The organism is Corallococcus terminator (genome assembly GCF_049194865.1).
Taxonomy (GTDB): domain Bacteria; phylum Myxococcota; class Myxococcia; order Myxococcales; family Myxococcaceae; genus Myxococcus; species Myxococcus terminator_A.
On record NZ_JBLZWL010000009.1, the window covers coordinates 161900 to 180991 of the forward strand.

The 19092-nt window shown below is 70.4% G+C and carries 18 protein-coding genes; 16 read left to right on the forward strand and 2 right to left on the reverse strand.

The annotated features are described in order from the left end of the window. The first annotated feature begins 8 nt into the window (after positions 1-8). The 16 genes from ACN469_RS06560 (at position 9) to ACN469_RS06635 (ending at position 14269) form a co-directional block, all read left to right on the forward strand. Positions 9-671, forward strand: coding sequence for a riboflavin synthase (locus ACN469_RS06560; protein WP_498765227.1), 663 nt, complete (start codon positions 9-11; stop codon positions 669-671). A 39-nt stretch (positions 672-710) separates the two neighbouring features. Continuing rightward, entirely contained in the window at positions 711-1217 is a 507-nt protein-coding gene (gene ribH, locus ACN469_RS06565; RefSeq protein WP_498765229.1) for a 6,7-dimethyl-8-ribityllumazine synthase, read from the forward strand. Positions 1218-1219: 2 nt separating this feature from the next. After that, positions 1220-1642, forward strand: a complete 423-nt coding sequence (gene nusB / locus ACN469_RS06570; RefSeq protein ID WP_163869689.1) for a transcription antitermination factor NusB — start codon at positions 1220-1222, stop codon at positions 1640-1642. Positions 1643-1676: 34 nt separating this feature from the next. Further along, positions 1677-2168: a M17 family peptidase N-terminal domain-containing protein gene (locus tag ACN469_RS06575; RefSeq protein ID WP_498765231.1), complete on the forward strand. Its 492-nt coding sequence runs from the start codon at positions 1677-1679 to the stop codon at positions 2166-2168. Between the two features lie 60 nt (positions 2169-2228). Next, positions 2229-2603 carry a response regulator gene (locus ACN469_RS06580; RefSeq protein ID WP_498765233.1) on the forward strand — a complete coding sequence of 125 codons (375 nt, stop codon included), beginning with the start codon at positions 2229-2231 and terminating at the stop codon, positions 2601-2603. Continuing rightward, the gene (locus ACN469_RS06585) at positions 2600-4915 is read left to right on the forward strand and encodes a chemotaxis protein CheA (protein ID WP_498765235.1); all 2316 of its coding nucleotides are present in this window, start codon (positions 2600-2602) and stop codon (positions 4913-4915) included. Before ACN469_RS06580 ends, ACN469_RS06585 begins: the two co-directional genes overlap by 4 nt. Positions 4916-4949: 34 nt before the next feature. Further along, complete coding sequence (locus tag ACN469_RS06590) at positions 4950-5516, forward strand: chemotaxis protein CheW (RefSeq protein ID WP_498765355.1); 567 nt, start codon at positions 4950-4952, stop codon at positions 5514-5516. Further along, on the forward strand, positions 5513-6037 hold the full coding sequence (locus tag ACN469_RS06595) for a chemotaxis protein CheW (protein ID WP_498765237.1): 525 nt from the start codon (positions 5513-5515) through the stop codon (positions 6035-6037). Before ACN469_RS06590 ends, ACN469_RS06595 begins: the two co-directional genes overlap by 4 nt. A gap of 17 nt (positions 6038-6054) precedes the next feature. Further along, entirely contained in the window at positions 6055-6438 is a 384-nt protein-coding gene (locus ACN469_RS06600) for a hypothetical protein (RefSeq protein ID WP_498765239.1), read from the forward strand. Next, a complete protein-coding gene (locus ACN469_RS06605) occupies positions 6435-8411 on the forward strand; it encodes a HEAT repeat domain-containing protein (RefSeq protein ID WP_498765241.1) in 1977 nt (658 codons plus the stop codon). The genes ACN469_RS06600 and ACN469_RS06605 overlap by 4 nt, the downstream gene beginning before the upstream one ends. A 14-nt stretch (positions 8412-8425) precedes the next feature. Continuing rightward, positions 8426-9307, forward strand: a complete 882-nt coding sequence (locus ACN469_RS06610) for a CheR family methyltransferase (RefSeq protein WP_498765243.1) — start codon at positions 8426-8428, stop codon at positions 9305-9307. After that, complete coding sequence (gene cheB, locus ACN469_RS06615; RefSeq protein ID WP_498765245.1) at positions 9304-10341, forward strand: chemotaxis-specific protein-glutamate methyltransferase CheB; 1038 nt, start codon at positions 9304-9306, stop codon at positions 10339-10341. Before ACN469_RS06610 ends, cheB begins: the two co-directional genes overlap by 4 nt. Before the next feature lie 55 nt (positions 10342-10396). Continuing rightward, positions 10397-10777, forward strand: coding sequence for a response regulator (locus ACN469_RS06620; protein WP_141644343.1), 381 nt, complete (start codon positions 10397-10399; stop codon positions 10775-10777). A 14-nt stretch (positions 10778-10791) separates the two neighbouring features. Beyond that, positions 10792-11550, forward strand: coding sequence for an ABC transporter ATP-binding protein (locus ACN469_RS06625; RefSeq protein ID WP_498765247.1), 759 nt, complete (start codon positions 10792-10794; stop codon positions 11548-11550). Further along, entirely contained in the window at positions 11547-13280 is a 1734-nt protein-coding gene (locus tag ACN469_RS06630; RefSeq protein ID WP_498765249.1) for a putative ABC exporter domain-containing protein, read from the forward strand. The genes ACN469_RS06625 and ACN469_RS06630 overlap by 4 nt, the downstream gene beginning before the upstream one ends. Positions 13281-13378: 98 nt before the next feature. Then, positions 13379-14269, forward strand: a complete 891-nt coding sequence (locus tag ACN469_RS06635) for an NAD(P)-dependent oxidoreductase (protein ID WP_498765251.1) — start codon at positions 13379-13381, stop codon at positions 14267-14269. Between the two features lie 60 nt (positions 14270-14329). Here ACN469_RS06635 and ACN469_RS06640 read toward each other — a convergent pair whose 3' ends face one another. Both ACN469_RS06640 and ACN469_RS06645 read right to left on the reverse strand, forming a co-directional pair. After that, positions 14330-15709, reverse strand: a complete 1380-nt coding sequence (locus ACN469_RS06640) for a RagB/SusD family nutrient uptake outer membrane protein (RefSeq protein ID WP_498765253.1) — start codon at positions 15707-15709, stop codon at positions 14330-14332. A 3-nt stretch (positions 15710-15712) separates the two neighbouring features. After that, positions 15713-18715, reverse strand: a complete 3003-nt coding sequence (locus tag ACN469_RS06645) for a SusC/RagA family TonB-linked outer membrane protein (RefSeq protein WP_498765255.1) — start codon at positions 18713-18715, stop codon at positions 15713-15715. Positions 18716-19092: the final 377 nt, after the last annotated feature.

Genomic DNA, 19092 nt, shown 5'->3' on the forward strand with positions numbered 1-19092 from the left:
GCCCCCTCATGTTCACCGGGCTCATTCAGGACATCGGCGGGGTGGAGCGCGTCATTCCGGGCGGGATGACGGACTTGTGGATTCGCACGTCGCTGGGCGCGCAGGCCTTCGCGCTGGGCGAGTCCATCGCCGTGGATGGCGCCTGCCTCACGGTGGTGGAGCGCACGGGCGACAGCTTCCGCGTGCAGGCCGCGCCGGAGACGCTGCGGCGCACCACGCTGGACGCCGTGCGGCCGGGCGACCGGGTCAACCTGGAGCGGGCCCTGGCGCTGGGGGACCGGCTGGGCGGGCACCTGGTCTCCGGGCACGTGGACGGCGTCAGCACGGTGCTGGAGACCTACCCGGAGGGCGGCTCGTGGGTGATGGTCTTCGGGCTGCCGGAGTCGCTGGCGCCGTACTTCATCGAGAAGGGCTCGGTGGCCATCGACGGCATCAGCCTCACCGTCAACACGGTGGGCGTGGACCGCTTCAGCGTCCAGCTGATTCCCGAGACGCAGGAGCGCACCACGCTGCGGGCCAAGAAGGTGGGCGCCCGGGTCAACCTGGAGGCGGACCCCATTGGAAAGTACGTGGCGCGCCTGTACCTGCTCCAGCGAGGGCAGGCGGGCGCTCCAGCCCCGGGTGGGGTGACCGAGGCGGCCCTCCGGGCGGCGGGTTTCGGGACGCCGTAGCAGGCGACGCCGGAGCCTGGGTGGTGTAGGAAGCCCCGCATGCCTCGCTACATCGAAGGTGATTTCCTCCCCCCCAAGGGCCGCTTCGCCATCTGCGTCGCCCGCTTCAACGGTTTCATCACCGAGGAGCTGGCCAAGGGCGCTGTCGACACGCTGGTGCGTCACGGCGTGGCCGACGCGGACGTGGACGTGTACCGCTGCCCTGGCACCTACGAGCTGCCCGGGCTGGTGCGCCGCGTCGCGGAGTCGCGTCAGTACGCGGGAGTCATCGTCCTGGGCGCCGTCATCCGGGGTGGAACGCCTCACTTCGACTACGTCGCGGGCGAGTGCGCCAAGGGCATTGGCGCGGTGGCCTTCAGCGCCGCGGCGGCCAGCCCTCCGGCGGCCGTCACGTTCGGCGTGCTCACGTGTGACACGGTGGAGCAGGCCATCGACCGGGCTGGCGTGAAGGCCGGCAACAAGGGCTCCGAGGCCACGCTGGCCTGCATCGAGATGGTGAACCTGTACGGCAAGCTGGCCACCACGCTCGACGCGAGGAAGGGGTAGTCATGGGCGCGCGCAGAACGGGACGTGAGCGGGCGTTGCAGGCGCTCTACCAGTTGGAGATGGCGGCGGGCGCGTCCGTGAATGACGCCCTGGAGTCAGCCTGGACGGCGTCGGAAGAGGAGAAGCGCGAGCCGGACGCGGTGAAGTTCGCCCGCGAGCTGGTGGAGGGCGTGCAGGCCCACCGCGCGGAAATCGACCGGCTCATCGAGTCGCACAGCCACAACTGGCGGTTGGACCGCATGTCGCGCATCGACCGCAACGTCCTGCGCGTGGGCATCTTCGAGCTGAAGTACCGTCCGGACATCCCTCGCAAGGTCACCATCAACGAGGCGGTGGAGCTGGGGAAGAACTTCGGGACGGAGGAGTCCAGCGCCTTCGTCAACGGCCTGTTGGACCGGGTGGCGGTGGCGTTGAACAAGGCCTGAGCGCCGTAGCTTCGAGCCGAAGGAGGGACGCGCCGTGAGCCAGACGACGACGCACGACATCGGGATGGAAGGGCTGGACTCGCTGTCCGGAGTGGACGCCCTGTGTCTCTTCGTGGCGCAGGATGACCGGCCGCTGCCGGCCACCGCGGGCTACGTGGACTGGCGCCTGTGCGGCGTGCTGTCGCGCGTGCTCAAGGGCGGCTTCTTCTCCGGCGAGAAGGACGACTGGCTCCTGCTGCCCTCCGACGGGAAGCTGGAGGTGCCGCGCATCTTCGTCGTCGGCCTGGGAGCGCGTCGCCAGCTGGACGCGGAAGGGCTCCAGGAGGCGCTGGCCGGGGCGGGCAAGGTGCTGAGCCGGGCCAAGGTGGCGTCGGTGGCGCTGGAGATTCCCGCCGGTGGTTCGCTGGATGACGCGGCGCGGGCAGAGGGCTTCCAGAAGGGCTTCATCCCAGCGTTCAAGGGCGGACGGGTGGCCCTCCTGGTGGACAAGGCGCTCGTCCGGCTCCTACCAGGCAGGAAGGGCTGAAGCACAGCGACCGGGCAGGGCTTCTGTTAGCATGGGGGTGACCGTCCGGGGCGTGCGCACATGCGTGTCAAGGTGCTGATTGTCGAGGACTCCAAGGCGTCGCGCGAGTACATCGCGTCGACCGTGGAGGCCGTGGAGGGCATCGAGGCCGTCGTCACCTCAAGCGGCTTCGAGGCCCTGAAGCTGCTGCCGCGCCACCGCTTCGAGCTCATCATCACCGACATCAACATGCCCGACATCAACGGGCTGGAGCTCATCAACTTCGTCAAGAAGAACCCCAACTACCGCGACGTCCCGCTCTTCATCATCACCACCGAAGGGCGCGAGCAGGACCGCGATAGGGGACTGGCCTTGGGTGCGGCGGAGTACCTGGTCAAGCCGTTCCAACCGGGGAGCCTGGAAGGGCTCCTGCGCCGGTACCTGAAGCTGCCGTGAGTCCTCCGAGCAAGGCGCTGGCCGAGTTCGTGGCCGAGGCGACCGAGATTCTGGAAGCGCTCGGCAAGGACCTGCTCGTGCTGGACGAGCGGCGCGGCCAGGAGGCGGACCCCGACCGGGTCAACGGCATCTTCCGCGCGGCGCACTCGCTCAAGGGCCTAGCGGGGCTCTTCGGCCAGGAGCGAATCTCCCGGCTGGCGCACGGGACGGAGGACCTGCTGGACAGGCTCCGGCTGGGCAAGCTGCACTTGAACGACGCGGTGCTCGACACGCTGATTGAAGCGCTGGACGCGTTCCAGGCGCTGCTGGCGGAGACGGCGCGGGGCACGGAGACGGACGGCCTCACCCGGCGCGCGGACGGCATGGCGGAGCGGCTGGGGCGGTTGGGCGAGGCGCCTGTCACCCGGGACGAGGACCCTTTGGACCGGCTGGAGCTGGAGGCGCAGGTGCGCTCCGTCTTCACCGAGTACGAGGAGCACCGGCTCCGGGAGAACGTGCGCAAGGGCGTGTCGATGTGGCGTGTGCGCGCCGCGTTCGACTTGTCCGACTTCGACAAGGGCCTGGCGGACCTGAACACGCGCCTCAAGCCCCTGGGCGAGGTCATCAGCACGCTGCCGTCGGCCCAGCCCGGTGGCGCGCATGGCATCGCGTTCGACCTCATCTTCGGCACTCAGGTCTCCGTGCCGGAGCTGGAGTCGGGACTTCAAGGAACCCCCGCGGAGCTGTCGCTGCTCACCGTGCGGCCCGCGACGACGCGGAGCGCCGAGGCCCTCGTCCGCGCCACCGCGTCGCCCGCCATCGTCCTGGGCGCCCTGGGTGTCGCCTCCGCGCCCGAGGCCTCCAACCAGCCCCTGCATCCAAGGGCCTCCGAGCCCTCCGACACGGAGGAGGGCGAGACGGGGGCGAGCGCGTCCGCGAATGGCGTGCCCGGGTTGGTGTCCGAGGATGACGAGGAGCTCGCCCCCGCGGCGAAGGTCCCCTCGTTGGTGACGTATCTCCAGGGTCCGGGAGGTCGTGCGCCCGGCCGCGCGGCGACACCCTCGGGAGCGCCGCGGGCAGGGGCCGTGGCCGCATCCTCCGCCTCGGCGGAACCGTCGCTGCGCTCGCTGACGCAGACGGTGCGCGTGGACATCGGCAAGCTGGATGGCCTCATCAACATGGTGGGCGAGCTGCTGCTCATCAAGGCCAGCCTCCAGCGGCTCGCGGAGTCGGCGAGGCAGGATGGCGTGGTGCCCCTGTCGAAGCTGTTCGGCCAGGAGCTGGCGCGCGAGACGCGGGGCCTGGAGCGCAAGCTGGAGGCGCTGCAGGAGGGCCTGCTGGAAGCGCGGATGGTGCCGGTGGGCCAGGTGTTCGACAAGCTGGCCCGGCTGGTGTGGCGCATCACCCGCGAAGCGGGCAAGGAAATCGACTTCGTCATCGGCGGCGGCGAGGTGGAGCTGGACAAGCTCATCGTCGAGGAGCTGAGCGACCCGCTGATGCACCTCATCCGCAACGCCATCGACCACGGCGTCGAGTCTCCGGACACGCGAATGGCCGCGGGCAAGTCCCGGCGCGCGGTGGTGTCGCTGCGGGCCGAGCAGAAGGGCAACCACGTCCTCATCCAGGTGAGTGACGACGGGGCGGGCATCGACGAGCTGCGCGTGCGCGAGGTGGCGCTGACGCGCGGCCTCATCACTCACGCGCAGGCGGAGGAGATGGGCCGCCGGGAGCTGCTCAACCTCATCTTCCTGCCCGGCTTCTCCACCGCCCGCAGCGTGTCCGAGCTGTCCGGCCGGGGCGTGGGTCTGGACGTGGTGAAGAACAACCTGGGCAACCTCTCCGGCATCATCGACGTGTGGAGCGAGCGCGGGAAGGGCACCGCCTTCCACCTGACGCTGCCTGTCACGCTCGCCATCATCCGCGCGCTGGTGGTGGGGGTGAGTGCTCGCACGTACGCGGTGCCGCTCAACAGCGTGCTGGAGATCCTCTCCGTCCAGCCTCGGGAGATCCGCACCATGGAGCGGCGCGAGGTGCTGGACGTGCGGGGCCAGACGTTGCCCTTCGTGCGGCTGTCGCGGCTGTTCGGACTGCCGGAGCGGCCGGTGAGTCGCTACTTCGTCGTGGTGGTGGGGCTGGCGCAGGAGCGGCTGGGCATCGCCGTGGACGAGCTGCACGGGCAGCAGGACATCGTCACCAAGCCCCTGGGCGGCCGGCTGCAGTCCGTCCGGGGTATCTCCGGGGCGACGGACCTGGGGAACCGGCAGCCGGTGCTGGTGCTGGACGTAGCAGCCCTGCTGGAAGAGGGACTTGCCCTGGAGCGAAGGCGGGCCTGACGTCCGCCTTGGCCGGCTGCTATCCTCGCGCGCTGTGTCCCGGTTCGCCGAACTGCTCGACGACTTCTTCTTCCGTCCGGACGAGGATGTCAGCGGCCTGCAGGACTTCGCCGCCGGCAGCGACGGTGTCGCCTCTTCCACGCCCGAGGAAGTCCCGGAGGAGTACCTGTCCTTCCGCCTGGAGGGCGAGTGCTACGCGGTGCCCATCCGCGCGGTGCGCGAAATCTCCAAGGTGCCCCCGCTGACGGAGATTCCGAGGGCGGAGCCCCACCTGCTCGGGGTGATGAACCTGCGCGGTGAGCTGCTGCCCGCGTATGACATCAAGGTCCGGCTGGGGTTGGCGGAGCGGGTGCCCCTGCTCGCCGGGCCGGATGCGCCCGTGCCGCCTCGGGACGCGCGCATCCTGGTGCTGCGCACGCAGACGGGGCCCGCGGGCGTGTGGGTGGACACCGTGGCCGGCGTGGTGAAGCTCAAGCCCTCCATGCTGGAGCCGCCACCGCCTGGACTGCGACGGGGAGACAAGGACTGTGTCGTGGGCATCGGTCGTCGCGGGCCCTCGCTGTTCATCCTGCTGGACCCGGAACAGGCGCTGGCGCCATGAAGGACTCGGTCAATCTCTTGGCGCGCCACCCCTCGGGGGGGCCGGATGCGCCCGGTGAGCAGCTGGACACCATGGTGCAGCTCTGTGCCTTCTTCGTGGGGGAAGAGGAGTACGTGCTCGACATCCAGCGCGTGGAGGAGGTGCTGCCGCTCCAGCGCGTGACCCCCATTCCGCATGCCCCCTCGTTCGTGGAGGGCGTGCTGCACCTGCGCGGCGTCATCCTTCCGGTGGTGGACCTGCGCCGCCGGCTCCAGGGCCAGCCCTCGGTGGAGTCACGCAAGGCGCGGCTCCTGGTGTGTCGGCTGGGCGCGCGGCGCGTGGCGGTGCGGGTGGACAGGGTGGCGGAGGTGCTGCGCGTGCGGCGGGGCGACATCAAGCCCGCGCCGGCCTTGCGAGTGTCGGGGCGCTCGCCCTTCGTGGTGGGCGTGTGTGGCCCGCCGGACCGACTGCGGTTGCTGCTGGACTTGAAGGCGTTGCTGCGCGCGGAGCTGGAGCGCGAAGCGGTGCGCCCCTCGAAGTGAGGACGATGAGGATGAACATGCAGCGCAATGACTTGGACAACCACCGCCGCATCCTGGGTATCGGGTTCATCGCCATCAACGCGCTGACGGTGCTCGTGGGCATCGGCCTGGCCGTCTTCTTCGCGTTCGCCGGGGCGATGATGGTGAGCGAGGCGTCGCTGGCCGAGGAGCGCGCGAGCTACTGGCTCTTCGGCGGCGGCATCAGCGCGTGTGTCCTGGCCTTCGGCCTGCCGGGAGTCATCACCGGCATCGGTCTGTTGAAGCGGCGCGGCTGGTCGCGGGTGCTCGCGCTGGTGTTGGGCATCATCGGGCTGTTCAACTTCCCGCTGGGCACCTGCCTGGGCATCTACGCCATCTGGTTCTACGCACAGGAAGGCTCCGACCGGGTCGTCTCCTCATGAGCCACCTGCCCGTCTTTCCCGCGGAGGAGGAGCGCTACCGGGCGCTCCAGGAGCTGGACCCGCGTGGGGTGGGCAGCCTGGACGTGCTCGTCGAGGGGCTGCACGACGAGAGCTGGCGGGTGCGCCACGCGGCGGCGGAGGGACTCCAGAGGTTGTCCTCGCCCTTGGACGTGGCCCTCCGGCTGGTCGGCGTGCTGGGGGAGCGGGGTGAGACGGGGGCCCGCAACGCGGCGGCGGAGGCCCTGGTGGGACTGGGTCTTCCCGCGCTGGGCCCGCTGGTGAAGCTGCTGGGCCATGCGGACCCGGACCAGCGCAAGTTCGCGGCGGACATCCTCGGACAGCTCGGCCTTCACGCCGCGGAGGCGCCGCTGGTCCTGGCGCTGGAGGACCCAGACCTCAACGTGCGCGTGGCCGTGTCGGAGGCCCTGGGGCGCGTGGGCAGTGAGCACGGCGCGCGCGCGCTGGAGCGCCTGTTGGAAGATTCGGAGCCGCTCCTCCGCCTGTCCGCGCTGGAGGGGCTGGTGCTGCTGCGCCGGCCTCCTCCGTTGCCGGTGGTGGTGGCGCTGCTGGACGACGCGCGGCTGCGGCGCAGTGCCTTCCGGGCGCTGGGCCTCATTCCCCAGGTGGCGGCCACGGAGCGGCTGTGCCAGGGCCTGGAGTCGCCCACCCGCTCGGTGCGCGAGGCGGCCCTCGCCGCGCTCGGCGTGCAGGTGTCGCTGGTGGAGCCTGGGCGGCGCGGTGAGCTGGAGGAGGTCATCCGCGCGGCGCTGCGGCGCCTTCCGGACGCGGTGGCGAGGCTGGCGCAGGCGCTGGAGTCGGAGGACGTGACGGTGCGCGCGGGCGCGCTGCTGGCGGTGGCGGCGCTCGGTGAGGCGTCCCTGGCCGTGCCCGTGGCCGAGGCCGCGCGCGAGGACCGCCTCCTCCGGGACGTGCTGGGCACGCTGGGGCGGCTGGGCGCGGAGGGTGGGCGCACGTTGCTCGCGGCGATGTCGGACCTGTCAGCGCCCGCGCGGGCGGCGGCGGCCGAGGCGCTGGTGGACCTGGTGGACGAGACGTCCGTCACCCCGCTGTGCGCGCTGCTGGAGTGGGCGGAGGATGACTTGCGCGGCGTGGTGGTGCGAGCGCTGGGACGCACGCGCTCCCCGGAGGCGGCGCGCCCGCTCGTCGATTTGCTGCGGGACTCGGTGACGGCGGGCGCGGCGACTCGGGCGCTGGGAGTGCTCGCGGGGAGCTGTCGCGGGGCGGTGCTCGCGGCGCTGGAGGAGGCGGTGGCTCGGAGGGCGACGCCCGTGGCGGTGGCGGCGCTGGGCCGGGTGGGTGGCGCGCCCGCGTTGCCCTCGCTGCGCAAGCTGGCGCGGGACGTGGACCCTCGGTGGCGGGCGGCGGCGGTGGAAGTCGCGGGCGAGGTGGACGGCGGGGTGGGACGGGAGCTGGCGCGCGCTGCGCTCGCGGACGAGGCGGCGCCGGTGCGGGCCGCGGGTGCTCGGGCCATGGGGCGCCTGGGTGGCTCCGAGGCGGGGGCGCTCTTGCGCTCCGCGCTCCAGGACGAGGAGTCGTCGGTGCGACGGGCGGCGGTGGAGGCGGTGGGGGAGAGTGGCGCCATGGACCGCGTCGCCGAGCTGGAGCCGCTGGTGCGTCACCCCGATGGGGCGCTGGCGGTGGCGGCGGTGCGCGCGCTCTCGCGGCTGGGTCGGGTGGGTGAGCGCGTGTTGAGAGAGGCTTCGAATCATCCGGACGCGGAGGTGGTGAAGGCGGTGCTGTCGGCGGGGGCGGTGTCTCGGGAGGGCGTGGCGCTGGCGGTGTCGCTGCTGGAGCATCCGCACTGGGACGTGCGAGCGGCGGCGGCGCGGGTGCTGGGAGATTCGGGAGGGCCGGAGAGTCTGGACCCCACTCGACGGGCGCTGGAGGCGGAGTCGGACGTCCTGGCCCGACAGGTGCTGTCGGATGCGGTGGCGCGCCTGGCTCGGCGCTGAGCGGGAGACACGGGGTGGCGCGCTTCGACGACAGCCGGCCGGAGATGTCCGCGGAGGAGTTCCGACTCCTGAGGGACCACGTGTACTCGCACTGCGGCATCCTGGTGCACGAGGACATGAAGTTCGTCATGGAGCGGCGGCTGTGGCCCCGACTGGAAGCGCTGGGCGTGCCGGACTTCAGCGCGTACCACCGCTACCTTCGCTACGACACGAACCGGCACGCGGAGCTGGAAGCCGCCGTCGAATCGCTCACCACGCACGAGACGTACTTCTTCCGGGAGCCCTCGCAGCTCAAGGCGTTCCGCGAGGAGCTGCTGCCGCTCCTGGAGAAGCGCAACGCGCGCACGAAGCGGCTGCGACTGTGGTCGGCGGGGTGCTCCTCCGGTGAGGAGGCGTACACGCTGGCGATGTTGCTCAAGGACGAGCGCCGCTTCGAGGACTGGGACGTGGAGGTGTACGGCAGCGATATCTCCCGGCGAGTGCTGTCCATGGCTCGGCGCGCGGAGTACGGGCCGTCCGCGCTGCGCGCCACGTCGGCGGATTTGCTGGAGCGCTTCTTCGTGCCGGCGGGCAACGCGAAGGTGCGGGTGCGCGACGACGTCCGGGCGATGGTGTCCTTCGGCCATCACAACCTGCTGGACGAGGCGGGCAGCCAGTTGGTGATGAAGATGGACGCGGTGTTCTGCCGCAACGTGATGATCTACTTCGACCAGAACGCGCGCAGACGGGTGCTGCGAATCCTTCGCGACAGGCTGGTGGCGGGGGGCTACCTGCTGCTGGGCCACTCGGAGAACCTGCTCAACCTGGGCGCGGACTTCGAGCTGGTCCACCTGCGAGGCGACCTGGTGTACCGGCGGCCGGAGCTGCCAGGGTTGACGGGGGGCGAGGCGCGATGAGCGGGCAGAAGGGTGTCTCCGTGCTCGTCATCGACGACTCCGCGCACAACCGGCACACGCTGACGACGCTGCTGGAGTCCGCGCCGGACGTCCGGGTGTTGGACCGCGCGGCCGACGGCGAGGAGGGGCTGAAGAAGGTCCTGGAGCTGAAGCCGGACGTGGTGACGTTGGATTTGGAGATGCCGAAGCTGGGCGGCTACACGTTCCTCCGGCTGCTGATGCGCACGGCGCCCACGCCCGTCATCGTCATCTCCAGCTATGCGCACCGCTCGGACGTCTTCAAGGCGCTGGAACTGGGCGCGTTCGACTTCATCGCCAAGCCCGCCAAGGGCACCCCGGCGGAGCTGGAGGTCCTTCGCACCGAGCTGCTGGAGAAGGTGCGCGCGGCGCTGCACGTGCGGCCGGGGCAGCGTCATGCCTCGCCCGGGGCGCGGGCGCTGGCGGTGGCGGGCGAGCTCCCGCTGGTGGTGGCCATCGGCGCCTCCACGGGCGGGCCTCCGGCGGTGCAGCGCGTGCTGGAGGGCCTGGCCGCGGAGCCCACGCCGTGCGTGCTGGTGAGTCAGCACATGCCCGCGCAGTTCACGCGAGCCTTCGCGGACCGGTTGGACCGCATCGGCCCCTTCACGGTGACGGAGGCGAACGAGGGGGACACGGTTCAGCCGGGGCACGTGTACATCGCTCCGGGTGGGAGGCATCTCGTGGTGGTGGAGCGCGGCACGCGGCTGGAGCTGCAAACGCCGCCCCCCACGTCGCTGGACAAGTACGCGCCGAGCGTGGACCGGCTCTTCGCCAGCGTGGCGCAGGTGCTGGGCAGCCGCGCGCTGGCGGTGGTGCTGACGGGGATGGGCGCGGATGGAGCGGCGGGCGCGCGCGAGGTGCAGCGCGTGGGCGGTGAGGTGTGGGCCGAGTCGGAGGAGACGGCGGTCGTCTTCGGCATGCCAGGTGAGGCCATCGCCTCGGGCGCGGTGAAGCGGGTGCTGCGACTGGGGGAAATCGGACCCGCGCTGGCGGCGCTCGCCCGGCGACGGCGATGAGGGGACGAGGAACAGCGGGCGGTGGAAGAGGCCCGGGTGTTAGTCTGGGCGGGTCATGACGCAGCAGATTCGAGCTTTGGTGGTGGACGACTCGCAGGCGATGCGACGCAGCATCATGTACGCGTTGCAGCGCATCAGCGGGATGGTCTGCACCGAGGCGCAGGACGGCGCCGAGGGACTGAAGAAGTTGACCCAGGGCCGCTTCGACCTGGTGCTCACGGACATCAACATGCCGTTGATGGATGGACTCAAGCTCATCCACCACATCCGTCAGGCGACGGACCATCGCCACGTGCCCATCGTCGTCATCACGACGGAGGGGGCGGCGGCGGACCGGGAGCGGGCCTTGTCGCTGGGGGCGAGCGCGTATCTGGTGAAGCCCGTGCAAGCCAAGGTGGTGATGGACACCGTCAGGGACTTGCTGAAGTTGGACTGAGGACGAGCGCGCGAATGGACTTCGTCCTGCGGGTGGCGGGCCTGGAGAAGCGCTACGGCGCGGTGAACGCCGTGCAAGGTCTCACCTTCGCGGTGGCGCCCGGCGAGGTGCTCGGGCTGGTGGGCCCCAATGGCGCGGGCAAGACGTCCACGCTGCGCTGCCTCGCGGGCATCCTCCCTCCCACGTCGGGCCGGGTGGTGGTGGCGGGCTATGATTTGGCGAAGGACGCGGTGGACGCCAAGCGCGAGCTGGCCTTCCTTCCGGACGAGCCGCGCTTCTTCGACTACCTCACGGTGTGGGAGCACCTGAACTTCACCGCGCGCCTCTACGGCGTGGAGGACTGGGAGGAGCGGGGCAAGGCGCTGCTGGATGAGATGGAGCTGACGGGCAAGGAGAAGGCCCTGCCGGGCGAGCTGTCGCGCGGCATGAAGCAGAAGCTGTCCATCGCCTGCGGCTTCCTGCACTCGCCCAAGCTCATCCTCCTGGACGAGCCCCTCACCGGGTTGGACCCGATTGGCATCCGCCGGATGAAGGCGTCCCTGCGGCGCCGCGCGGAGGAGGGGGCGGCGCTGGTGTTGTCCTCGCACCTGTTGCCGCTGGTGGAAGAGCTGTGCCACCGGCTGCTGGTGATTGCTGGAGGGCGAGCCATGGCGCTGGGCAGCCTGGAGTCGATTCGCTCGCGGCTGAGTGGCCCGGATGGGGAGAGCGCATCGCTGGAGGACCTCTTCGTGCGCATCACCAGCGGGGTCGGGACGGAGAAGCCCCCGCCGTGAGCTTCTCGAGCGCCGTCGTGTTCCTGTGGCTGGCCTCCTCGCGCAACCGTCTGCGGCTCCAGCTCCAGCGACTGCGCAAGCCGCGCTACCTCGTCGGGGCCCTGGTGGGGCTGGGCTACATCTACTCCATCTTCCTGCGGCGGCTGGAGTTCGGCGGGGCGCTGAGCAACGTGCCGCCCGGCGTGCGCCTGTTCGCGGAGCTGTCGTTGATGCTCTCCGCGCTCGTCACCGTGTTCACCGCGTGGGCGCTGGGGCCGGACCGTCCCTCGCTGACCTTCACGGAGACGGAGGTGGTGCAGCTGTTCCCCGCGCCCGTCACCCGGAGCTCGCTGCTGCACTACAAGCTGGCGCGCGGTGGGCTGGGCGCGGCGATGGGCGCGCTGTTCGCCTCGCTGTTCGTCGGTCGGCTGGTGAATCCGGCGCCGGGCTTGTTCTTCCTGGGCGCGTTCCTGTCGCTGGGGACGCTGTACCTGCACGCCACGGCCGCGTCCTTCATGCGCACGCGCTGGGCGGAGGAGTGGGGGACGCGAGGCCTGGTGGCGCGCTGGGTGGCGCTGGGGTGCGTGCTCGCCGCGGTGGGCCTGGCCGCGTACGCCGCGCTGGAGACGCACCCCTTTCCGAGGACGCTGTCGACTCCCGGAGTGCTCCGGAATTGGGTCCAGGCGGTGGTGGCCTCCCCGGGCTTGAGCGCGGTGCTGTGGCCCGCGCGGCTGCTGGTGGCACCGGCCCTGGCCCAGGACTCGAGCGCCTTCCTGAGCGCGCTGCCTCCGGTGCTGGGGCTGGCGCTGGCGCACTACGTCTGGGTGCGGCTGGCGGAGGTCCCCTTCGAGGAATCCGCGGTGACGCAGGCGGAGACGCGCACGCGCGAGCGGGCGCAGCGGGCCTCGGGAGGTGTCGCGAAGGGCAGGGCGCTCGTGTCGCGCAAGGCGCCCTTCCGGCTGGCGGCGCGCGGGCGGCCGGAGGTGGCGCTCATCTGGAAGAACCTCATCACCCGCAGGCGGATGGCGGGCGGGGTGGTGTCGGTGCTGGCCTCGCTGCTGCTGGGCTGCGCCATCGTCGCGCTGATGGGTGAGTCGCGCTTCTTCACGGATACGCGTCGGGTGCTGGGGCCGCTGGGCGTGTCGCTCGCGGTGATGATGGCGGTGGTGGGGCCGAGCGTCTTCCGCATGGACCTGCGGATGGACCTGCCGAAGCTGGACTTGCTGCGCGCGCTGCCGCTGGCGGGCTGGCAGGTGGTGGGCGCGGAGCTGGCGGCGTCGGCGCTGATGGTGGGCCTGCTCCAGCTCGGGCTCCTCACGGTGGGGCTCGTCAGTGGCCCGGGCGCCGAGGACCCGTGGCTCCTGACGTGGTGGTGGCCGGGTGGGGTGGCGCTCGCGGTGCTGCTGCCCTCGGTGTCGCTGGCCGGGCTCTTCGTGCAGAACGCCGCGGTGGTGCTCTTCCCCGCGTGGGTGCCCGCGGACCGGACGGGCAGCGCGCGCGGAATCGAGGCGCTGGGCCAGCGCCTCTTGACGCTGATGGGCTCGCTGGTGGTGTCGCTGGTGGGCCTGCTGCCGGCGGCGCTGGCGGGCGCGGTGGTGGGCTTCCCGCTGTGGTCGACGCTGGACGTATGGGCGCTGCCCCTGGGCGCGGCGGCGGCGTCCGCGGTGCTGGCGGGAGAGGTGGGCCTGGGCGTGCTGACGCTGGGCCGTGCTTTCGAACACCTGGACGTCTCCGAGGACCGTCCGGAGTAGGCCAAGGCGTTTGCTCCTGGACGCACGTGCCCGGGGCGCTTGCGACGTCCGGACGCGAAAGCGCAGGGTTGCGCGGACCGAACGGACGGGAGCGCGACATGAAGCTGGGTTTCGTGGGACTGGGCAACATGGGGCTGCCCATGGCGAGGAATCTGCTCTCCGCGGGGCACGAGGTGGCGGTGTGGAACCGCTCTCCGGCGCGCGGTGAGCCCTTGGTGAAGCAGGGCGCCCGCGCGGTGGCCTCGCCCGCCGAGGCGGCGAAGGGCGCGGAGGTCGTCTTCAGCATGCTCGCGGACGACAGCGCGGCGGAGGGCGTGGCGCTGGGCCCTCAGGGCATCGTCGCGGGGCTTGCGAAGGGCGGGGTGCACGTCTCGTCGAGCACCATCTCCGTGGCGCTCTCCCAGCGCCTCACGGACGCGCACGCCAGCGCCAGTCAGGGGTACGTGGCCGCGCCCGTGTTCGGCCGTCCCGAGGCGGCCGAGAAGAAGCAGCTCTGGGTGGTGGCGGCGGGCGCGAAGGCGGACGTGGAGCGCTGCCGGCCGCTGCTGGAGGCGCTGGGGCGGGGGCTCACGGTGCTGGGAGAGCAGGCCTCCATGGCCAACGTGGTGAAGCTCTCCGGCAACTTCCTCATCGCGTCGATGCTGGAGGCGCTCGCGGAGGCGTTCGCCTTCACGCGCAAGTCAGGCATCGAGCCCCAGCAGTTCATGGAGCTGTTCCGGGCCGTCTTCGCCAACTCCCCCATCTTCGAGCGCTACGCGCAGGCCATCGCCGAGGAGAAGTACTCCCCCGCGGGCTTCGCGATGCGGCTGGGGCTCAAGGACGTGGGGCTGGTGCTGGAGGCGGCGCGCGCGGCGGAGGTGCCCATGCCGCTGGCCAGTCTCGTGCGGGACCAGTACCTCGGGGGCGTGGCCCAGGGGCATGGGGACCTGGACTGGTCCGCGCTGGGGGCGCTCGTGGCGGAGCGCGCCGGGCTGCCCAAGGGCCGCTGAAACGACGAGGGGCCTCCAGGTTTCATCCCTGGAGGCCCCGGTGCGGCTTGCTACCCCTTGCTACGGCCGCGCGTTGATTTCCGCGACAGGGATGGGGTAGCGCTCGTGCGGCCCGTAGCTGTCATCCAGGTTGCGGGGCAGCTCGTTCAGCCGGCCGTAGCGACGCATGTCGATCCACCGGTGCCCGCCCTCGAACAGGAGCGAGTAGCGCTTCTGCACCAGCAGCTCGTCCAGGGCGTTGGCGGCGGTGATGTCCGCGCGAGGCGCCAGCCGGCCGGAGCGGGTGCGGATGTAGTTGAGGTCATCCGCCGCCGGGCCAATCTGGCCCAGGCCGATGTTGGCCTCCGCACGAAGGAGGATGAGCTCCTCGTTGCGGATGATGGGCACCGGCGACTCCGCCGTGGGGTACATCGTGAAGCCCAGGTCCGTCGTCAGCGCTCCACCCGCGGCGCTCGCCGGCTCCCTCAGCTTGGCCGTCTTGCGCGTCACCCGGTCATCCAGCGCGTTGTTCGCCTGGCGCGGCGCATCGGTCTCGATGGAGGGGTGGGCGACGATGGTGACGCTCAGGAGGTTGTTGTCCACGTCGCCCGAGGCCGCCCGGAACACGTGGTAGACGCCCACGTTGAGCGACGAGAGGGCCGCCGCCTTCGCGCCATCGTCCGCGGACGCGGTGGCGTCAATGAACGACTGGCTCAGCGCCGTCAGCGCGTCCTCGTTCCTGCCCATGTACACGGACACGCGCGCCTTGATGGCGCGGTTGAACCGCCGGAACGTGGCCGGCGTGTCGAAGCCCACGAAGCCGGTGGTCAGCCGGAACGAGAATGCGCCACCCGCGTTGTCCAGGTGACCAGCCGCCTCGTCGAGCAGCGCCGCGATGCGGTTGAACACCTCGGCCTTGCCGACGATGGGCGCCAGCTGGCCCAGGGGCAGGTCCACGTCGATGGGCGCGCCGTTGGTGTCGTGGGTGTTGATGACCACCAGGAAGTCCAGCGCCTGGAGGGTCTTCGTGAAGCCCCGGATGCCCTCCTTCTGCTCGTCCGTGAAGGCCGCGACCTTGTCCAGCGCCGCCAGCACCGTGTTGGCGTTGCGGATGTTGGAGTAGGGGGCCGCCCAGAAATTACCGCCGAAGGCGCCAGCGCCCGGGTCCAGCGTCGGCCCGAGAATCTCCTCCACCGTGCGCGGATCCGCGGGGTCGAAGACGTACGCCTCGCGGCCGATGGTGCCCAGCTGCGCGACGTAGCCGTTCTGAATCGCCACGCCCGCGCGGTGTCCGATCAGCAGGCCCGTGGACGCGCTATTGACGGCCGAGCTGGTGGGGTTGTTCTTGAACTCGTCCAGGCTCGGGTTGTTCAGGTCGCCGATGTCCAGGCTGCCGCAGCCGCCCAGGCCCAGCACGGCGCAGAGCGCCACCACTGTCTTCTTCGTCTGGTTGATATTCATGGCCTAGAACCCGACGTCGAGCGACGTCCAGAAGCTGCGGCTGGGGGGGAAGGGAGCGACGTCGATGTTGCGTGCGATGGCCTGGTTGCCGAAGTTGCTCACCTCGGGATCCAGACCCGAGTAGTTGGTGAACATCAGCAAGTTGCGGCCGCTCAGGCTGAGGCGCGCGTTCTGCAGCTTCGGAATCGCGGACACCCAGCTCTTGGGCAGGTTGTAGCTGAGCGTCACTTCGCGCAGCTTCACGAAGGACGCATCCTCCACGTAGACGCCCGCGTTGTTGCGGCGGTCCTGCAGGCGCTGACGGCCCGCCGTCTCGAAGTCCTCGGACGTGCCGGCGCCGTCATACAGGAAGCGCGTCAGGTTGATGACGTCGCTGCCCTGCTGCCAGTGCCACAGGAAGGACAGAGTGACGTCCGAGAAGCGCAGGGTGTTGGCCCAGCCGAGCGTGAAGGTCGGCTCGGTGTCGCCAATCTTCTTCACGATGGGGACGCCGTTCTCGTCGCGGCCGACGTTGCCGACAATCTGCGTGGCGGACGAACCCTCCTCGATGAAGAACGCGCCCAGGGAGTTGCCGAAGCCACCCGCCTGGAAGGACCCCGCGGGCAGGCTCGTCACCCGGCTGCGGTTGAGGGCGAACGTCGCGGAGCTCGTCCACTCGAGCGCCCCGCGCACCGGCGTCACCTGGAGCATGGCCTCGATGCCGCGGTTGCGCAGCGAGCCGCCGTTGACGAACTGGGTGGTGAAGCCCGTGGAGCTCGGCAGGGCGCGCTGCAGCAGCATGTCGCTGATGGCGCGCTGGTACACCGACAGCTCCACCATGACGTCGCCGCCGAACATCAGCGCGTCGATGCCCGCCTCGATTTCCCGCTGACGCTCCGGACGGATGTTCGGGTCACCGGCGACGCCCGTGCCGACGAGGCCCGGCGTGCCCTGCACGTTGCCCAGCGCGCTCATGCCGCTGAACTTCATGCCGTACAGGGGCTGGTTGCCCGTCTCGCCGTAGGCCGCGCGGACCTTGAGCTCGTTGAGGACGTTGATGTTCGTGGGGATGCGGTAGGCGGACGCCAGCTTCGGGTAGAAGAACAGCTTGTTCGGGTTGCCGTTGGCGCTGCTCTGCTCACCGCGGATGGCGCCGACCAGGGTCAGCCGGTCATCCAACGTGACGATTTCCTCCTGGACGTAGTAGCCGCGGTCCCGGATGTGCGTCGACGTGTCGCGCACGCCAATCACGGTGCCGTTGTCCACGCCGGGCTGACCGGCGTTGAGGTTCTCGGAGACGACGTACGTGGAGTCGATGCGGCGCTCTTCGAACTGCACACCGGCGGACGTCGTCGCGGTGAGGAACTTCGAGGCGGGCTTGTACGAGTGCACCAGGTTGATGCCGCTGTTGATGTTGCGCACCTGGCTGGTGCCGAACAGCGACGTGCCCGGGAAGGTGTCGTCCACCGGCTCGAAGTTGAGCTCTGGCGGGAACAGCAGCCGGTTCTCCTGCTGGAAGCGGTCCACACCCGCGTTGGCGAGCAGGCGCAGGTGGTTCTCGTCGTTCTTCCACAGGTGGAAGGTGGCGTCACCGGAGCCGATGAAGCGCCACACGTCCTCGTCGTTCTTCACCAGCGCGGACGTCTGCAGCGGGTTCGCGCCGTTCCGCAGGAACGGGTTGACGGGGTACACGCCTTGCGCGTTCGGTTCCATGTTGAGGAACTCGGGCACGTTCGGCAGCACCATGTAGTTGGTGATGGTCTGGTTGTCGTTGTTGGTGAGGCCGCGCTGGCCCAACGTGTGGATGAGGTTGGTGGCGACGTTGATCTCCACCGCGTCGCCCAACGACTGACCCAGGTTCAGGCGGAACGACTGCTTGTCGTAGCCCGTGTTGGCGATGATGCCCTCGTCGCTGCGGAGCATCGCGGAGGCGAAGTACTTCGTGTTGCCCGACGCGCCGCTCACGCTGGCGAGCGTCTCCGTGGACAAGTCCCGGCGGCCCGCGAGCTTGGCCTCGTGGTCGTACGTCTTGCCCGTGTAGTAGTCGGCCGCGGTGGGGCCGAACTGCTCGACGGCCTCTTCGACGGTCTCGAAGCGACGGGTGCCGAGCTTGTTGGCCAGGGTGTACACGCCCACGCGCTGGGTGATTTCGAACTTGGGCTCACCAGCGCGACCGCGCTTGGTGTTGATGATGATGACGCCGTTGGCGGCCTTGGAGCCGTAGATGGCGGCGGCGGACGCGCCCTTGAGGACCTCGATGCTCTCGATGTCGTTGGGGTTGATGTCCGCGATGCGGTTGACCTGGTTGTCCTGCGTGGGGTTCGGGTTGGAGCCGCCCACGGAGTCGGTCACCACGTACACGCCGGAGGCGATGGCCACGTCGCTGACGAGCACGCCGTCGATGACGTAGAGCGGCGCGGTAGAGCCGTTGATGGTGGACACGCCGCGCAGCCGCATCTGGATGCCGCCGCCCGGGGCGCCGGAGTTCTGCTGGATGTTGGCGCCAGCCACCTTGCCCTGGAGGGCCTGGTCGATGGTCTGCGCGGGAGCGCGGTTCATCTCCTCCGCGCTGACGGAGGCCACGGAGTTGGCCAGGTGCTTACGGGCCAGCTCGGAGGCGCGGCCGACGACGACCATCTCCTCGGAGAAGATGTTGTCGAGCGCCACCGTCACGTTGTTCTGCGCGGCGCCGACGCGCACCTCCCGCTCGCCGTAGTCCTGGCTGGAGAAGAGCAGCGTGACGGAGCCCGGCGGGACGTTGGGCAGCGCGAAGGTGCCGTCCAGCTCCGTCTCCACGCCCTGCGTGGTGCCCTTGATGATGACGCGGACCAGGGGCAGGCCCTCGTTCGTCAGTCGGTCCGCGACGCGCCCCTTCACGGTGCGGCCCAGGACGGGCGTGGCGGCGGGAGCGGGAGTCGTCGGAGTGGTGCTGGCCGGGGCCGCCTCCGCGGGCGCCGGTGTCGCGGGAGCTTGAGCCGCGGGTGCCGGCTGCGGTTCCGCTGCGGGCGGGCTCGCTTCCTGCGCCATTGTTTCCAACGAGAAGAGTGCGATCACGCACCCCGGAATCAACGCTCTCTTAAGCGTCATTCGGATCTTTCCTCGCAACGGTGGGTACGGCCCCCCCAGCAGGTGCCGTGGGCGCGAATCGTCACCGTCTGAACTGAACCAGTCAATGGCGAGACTTGTTTTTCAAGAATGTTGGCCAAATCCATCCAAACGGAAATATTCCGATCTCGTACCGAGTCAGCGATGACGCGGGGCGCGCTACGCCTCGCAACAGGGGGAGATCACGCCTCTACCTGGCAGGGGACATCGTGGATCTCCCGGAGGCCGACCCCACGAATCGGGTGGCGGCCTGCCCGCCGCCGCGCCCGCAGGTCGGTTTTCGCCAGCCCGCGTTGGCG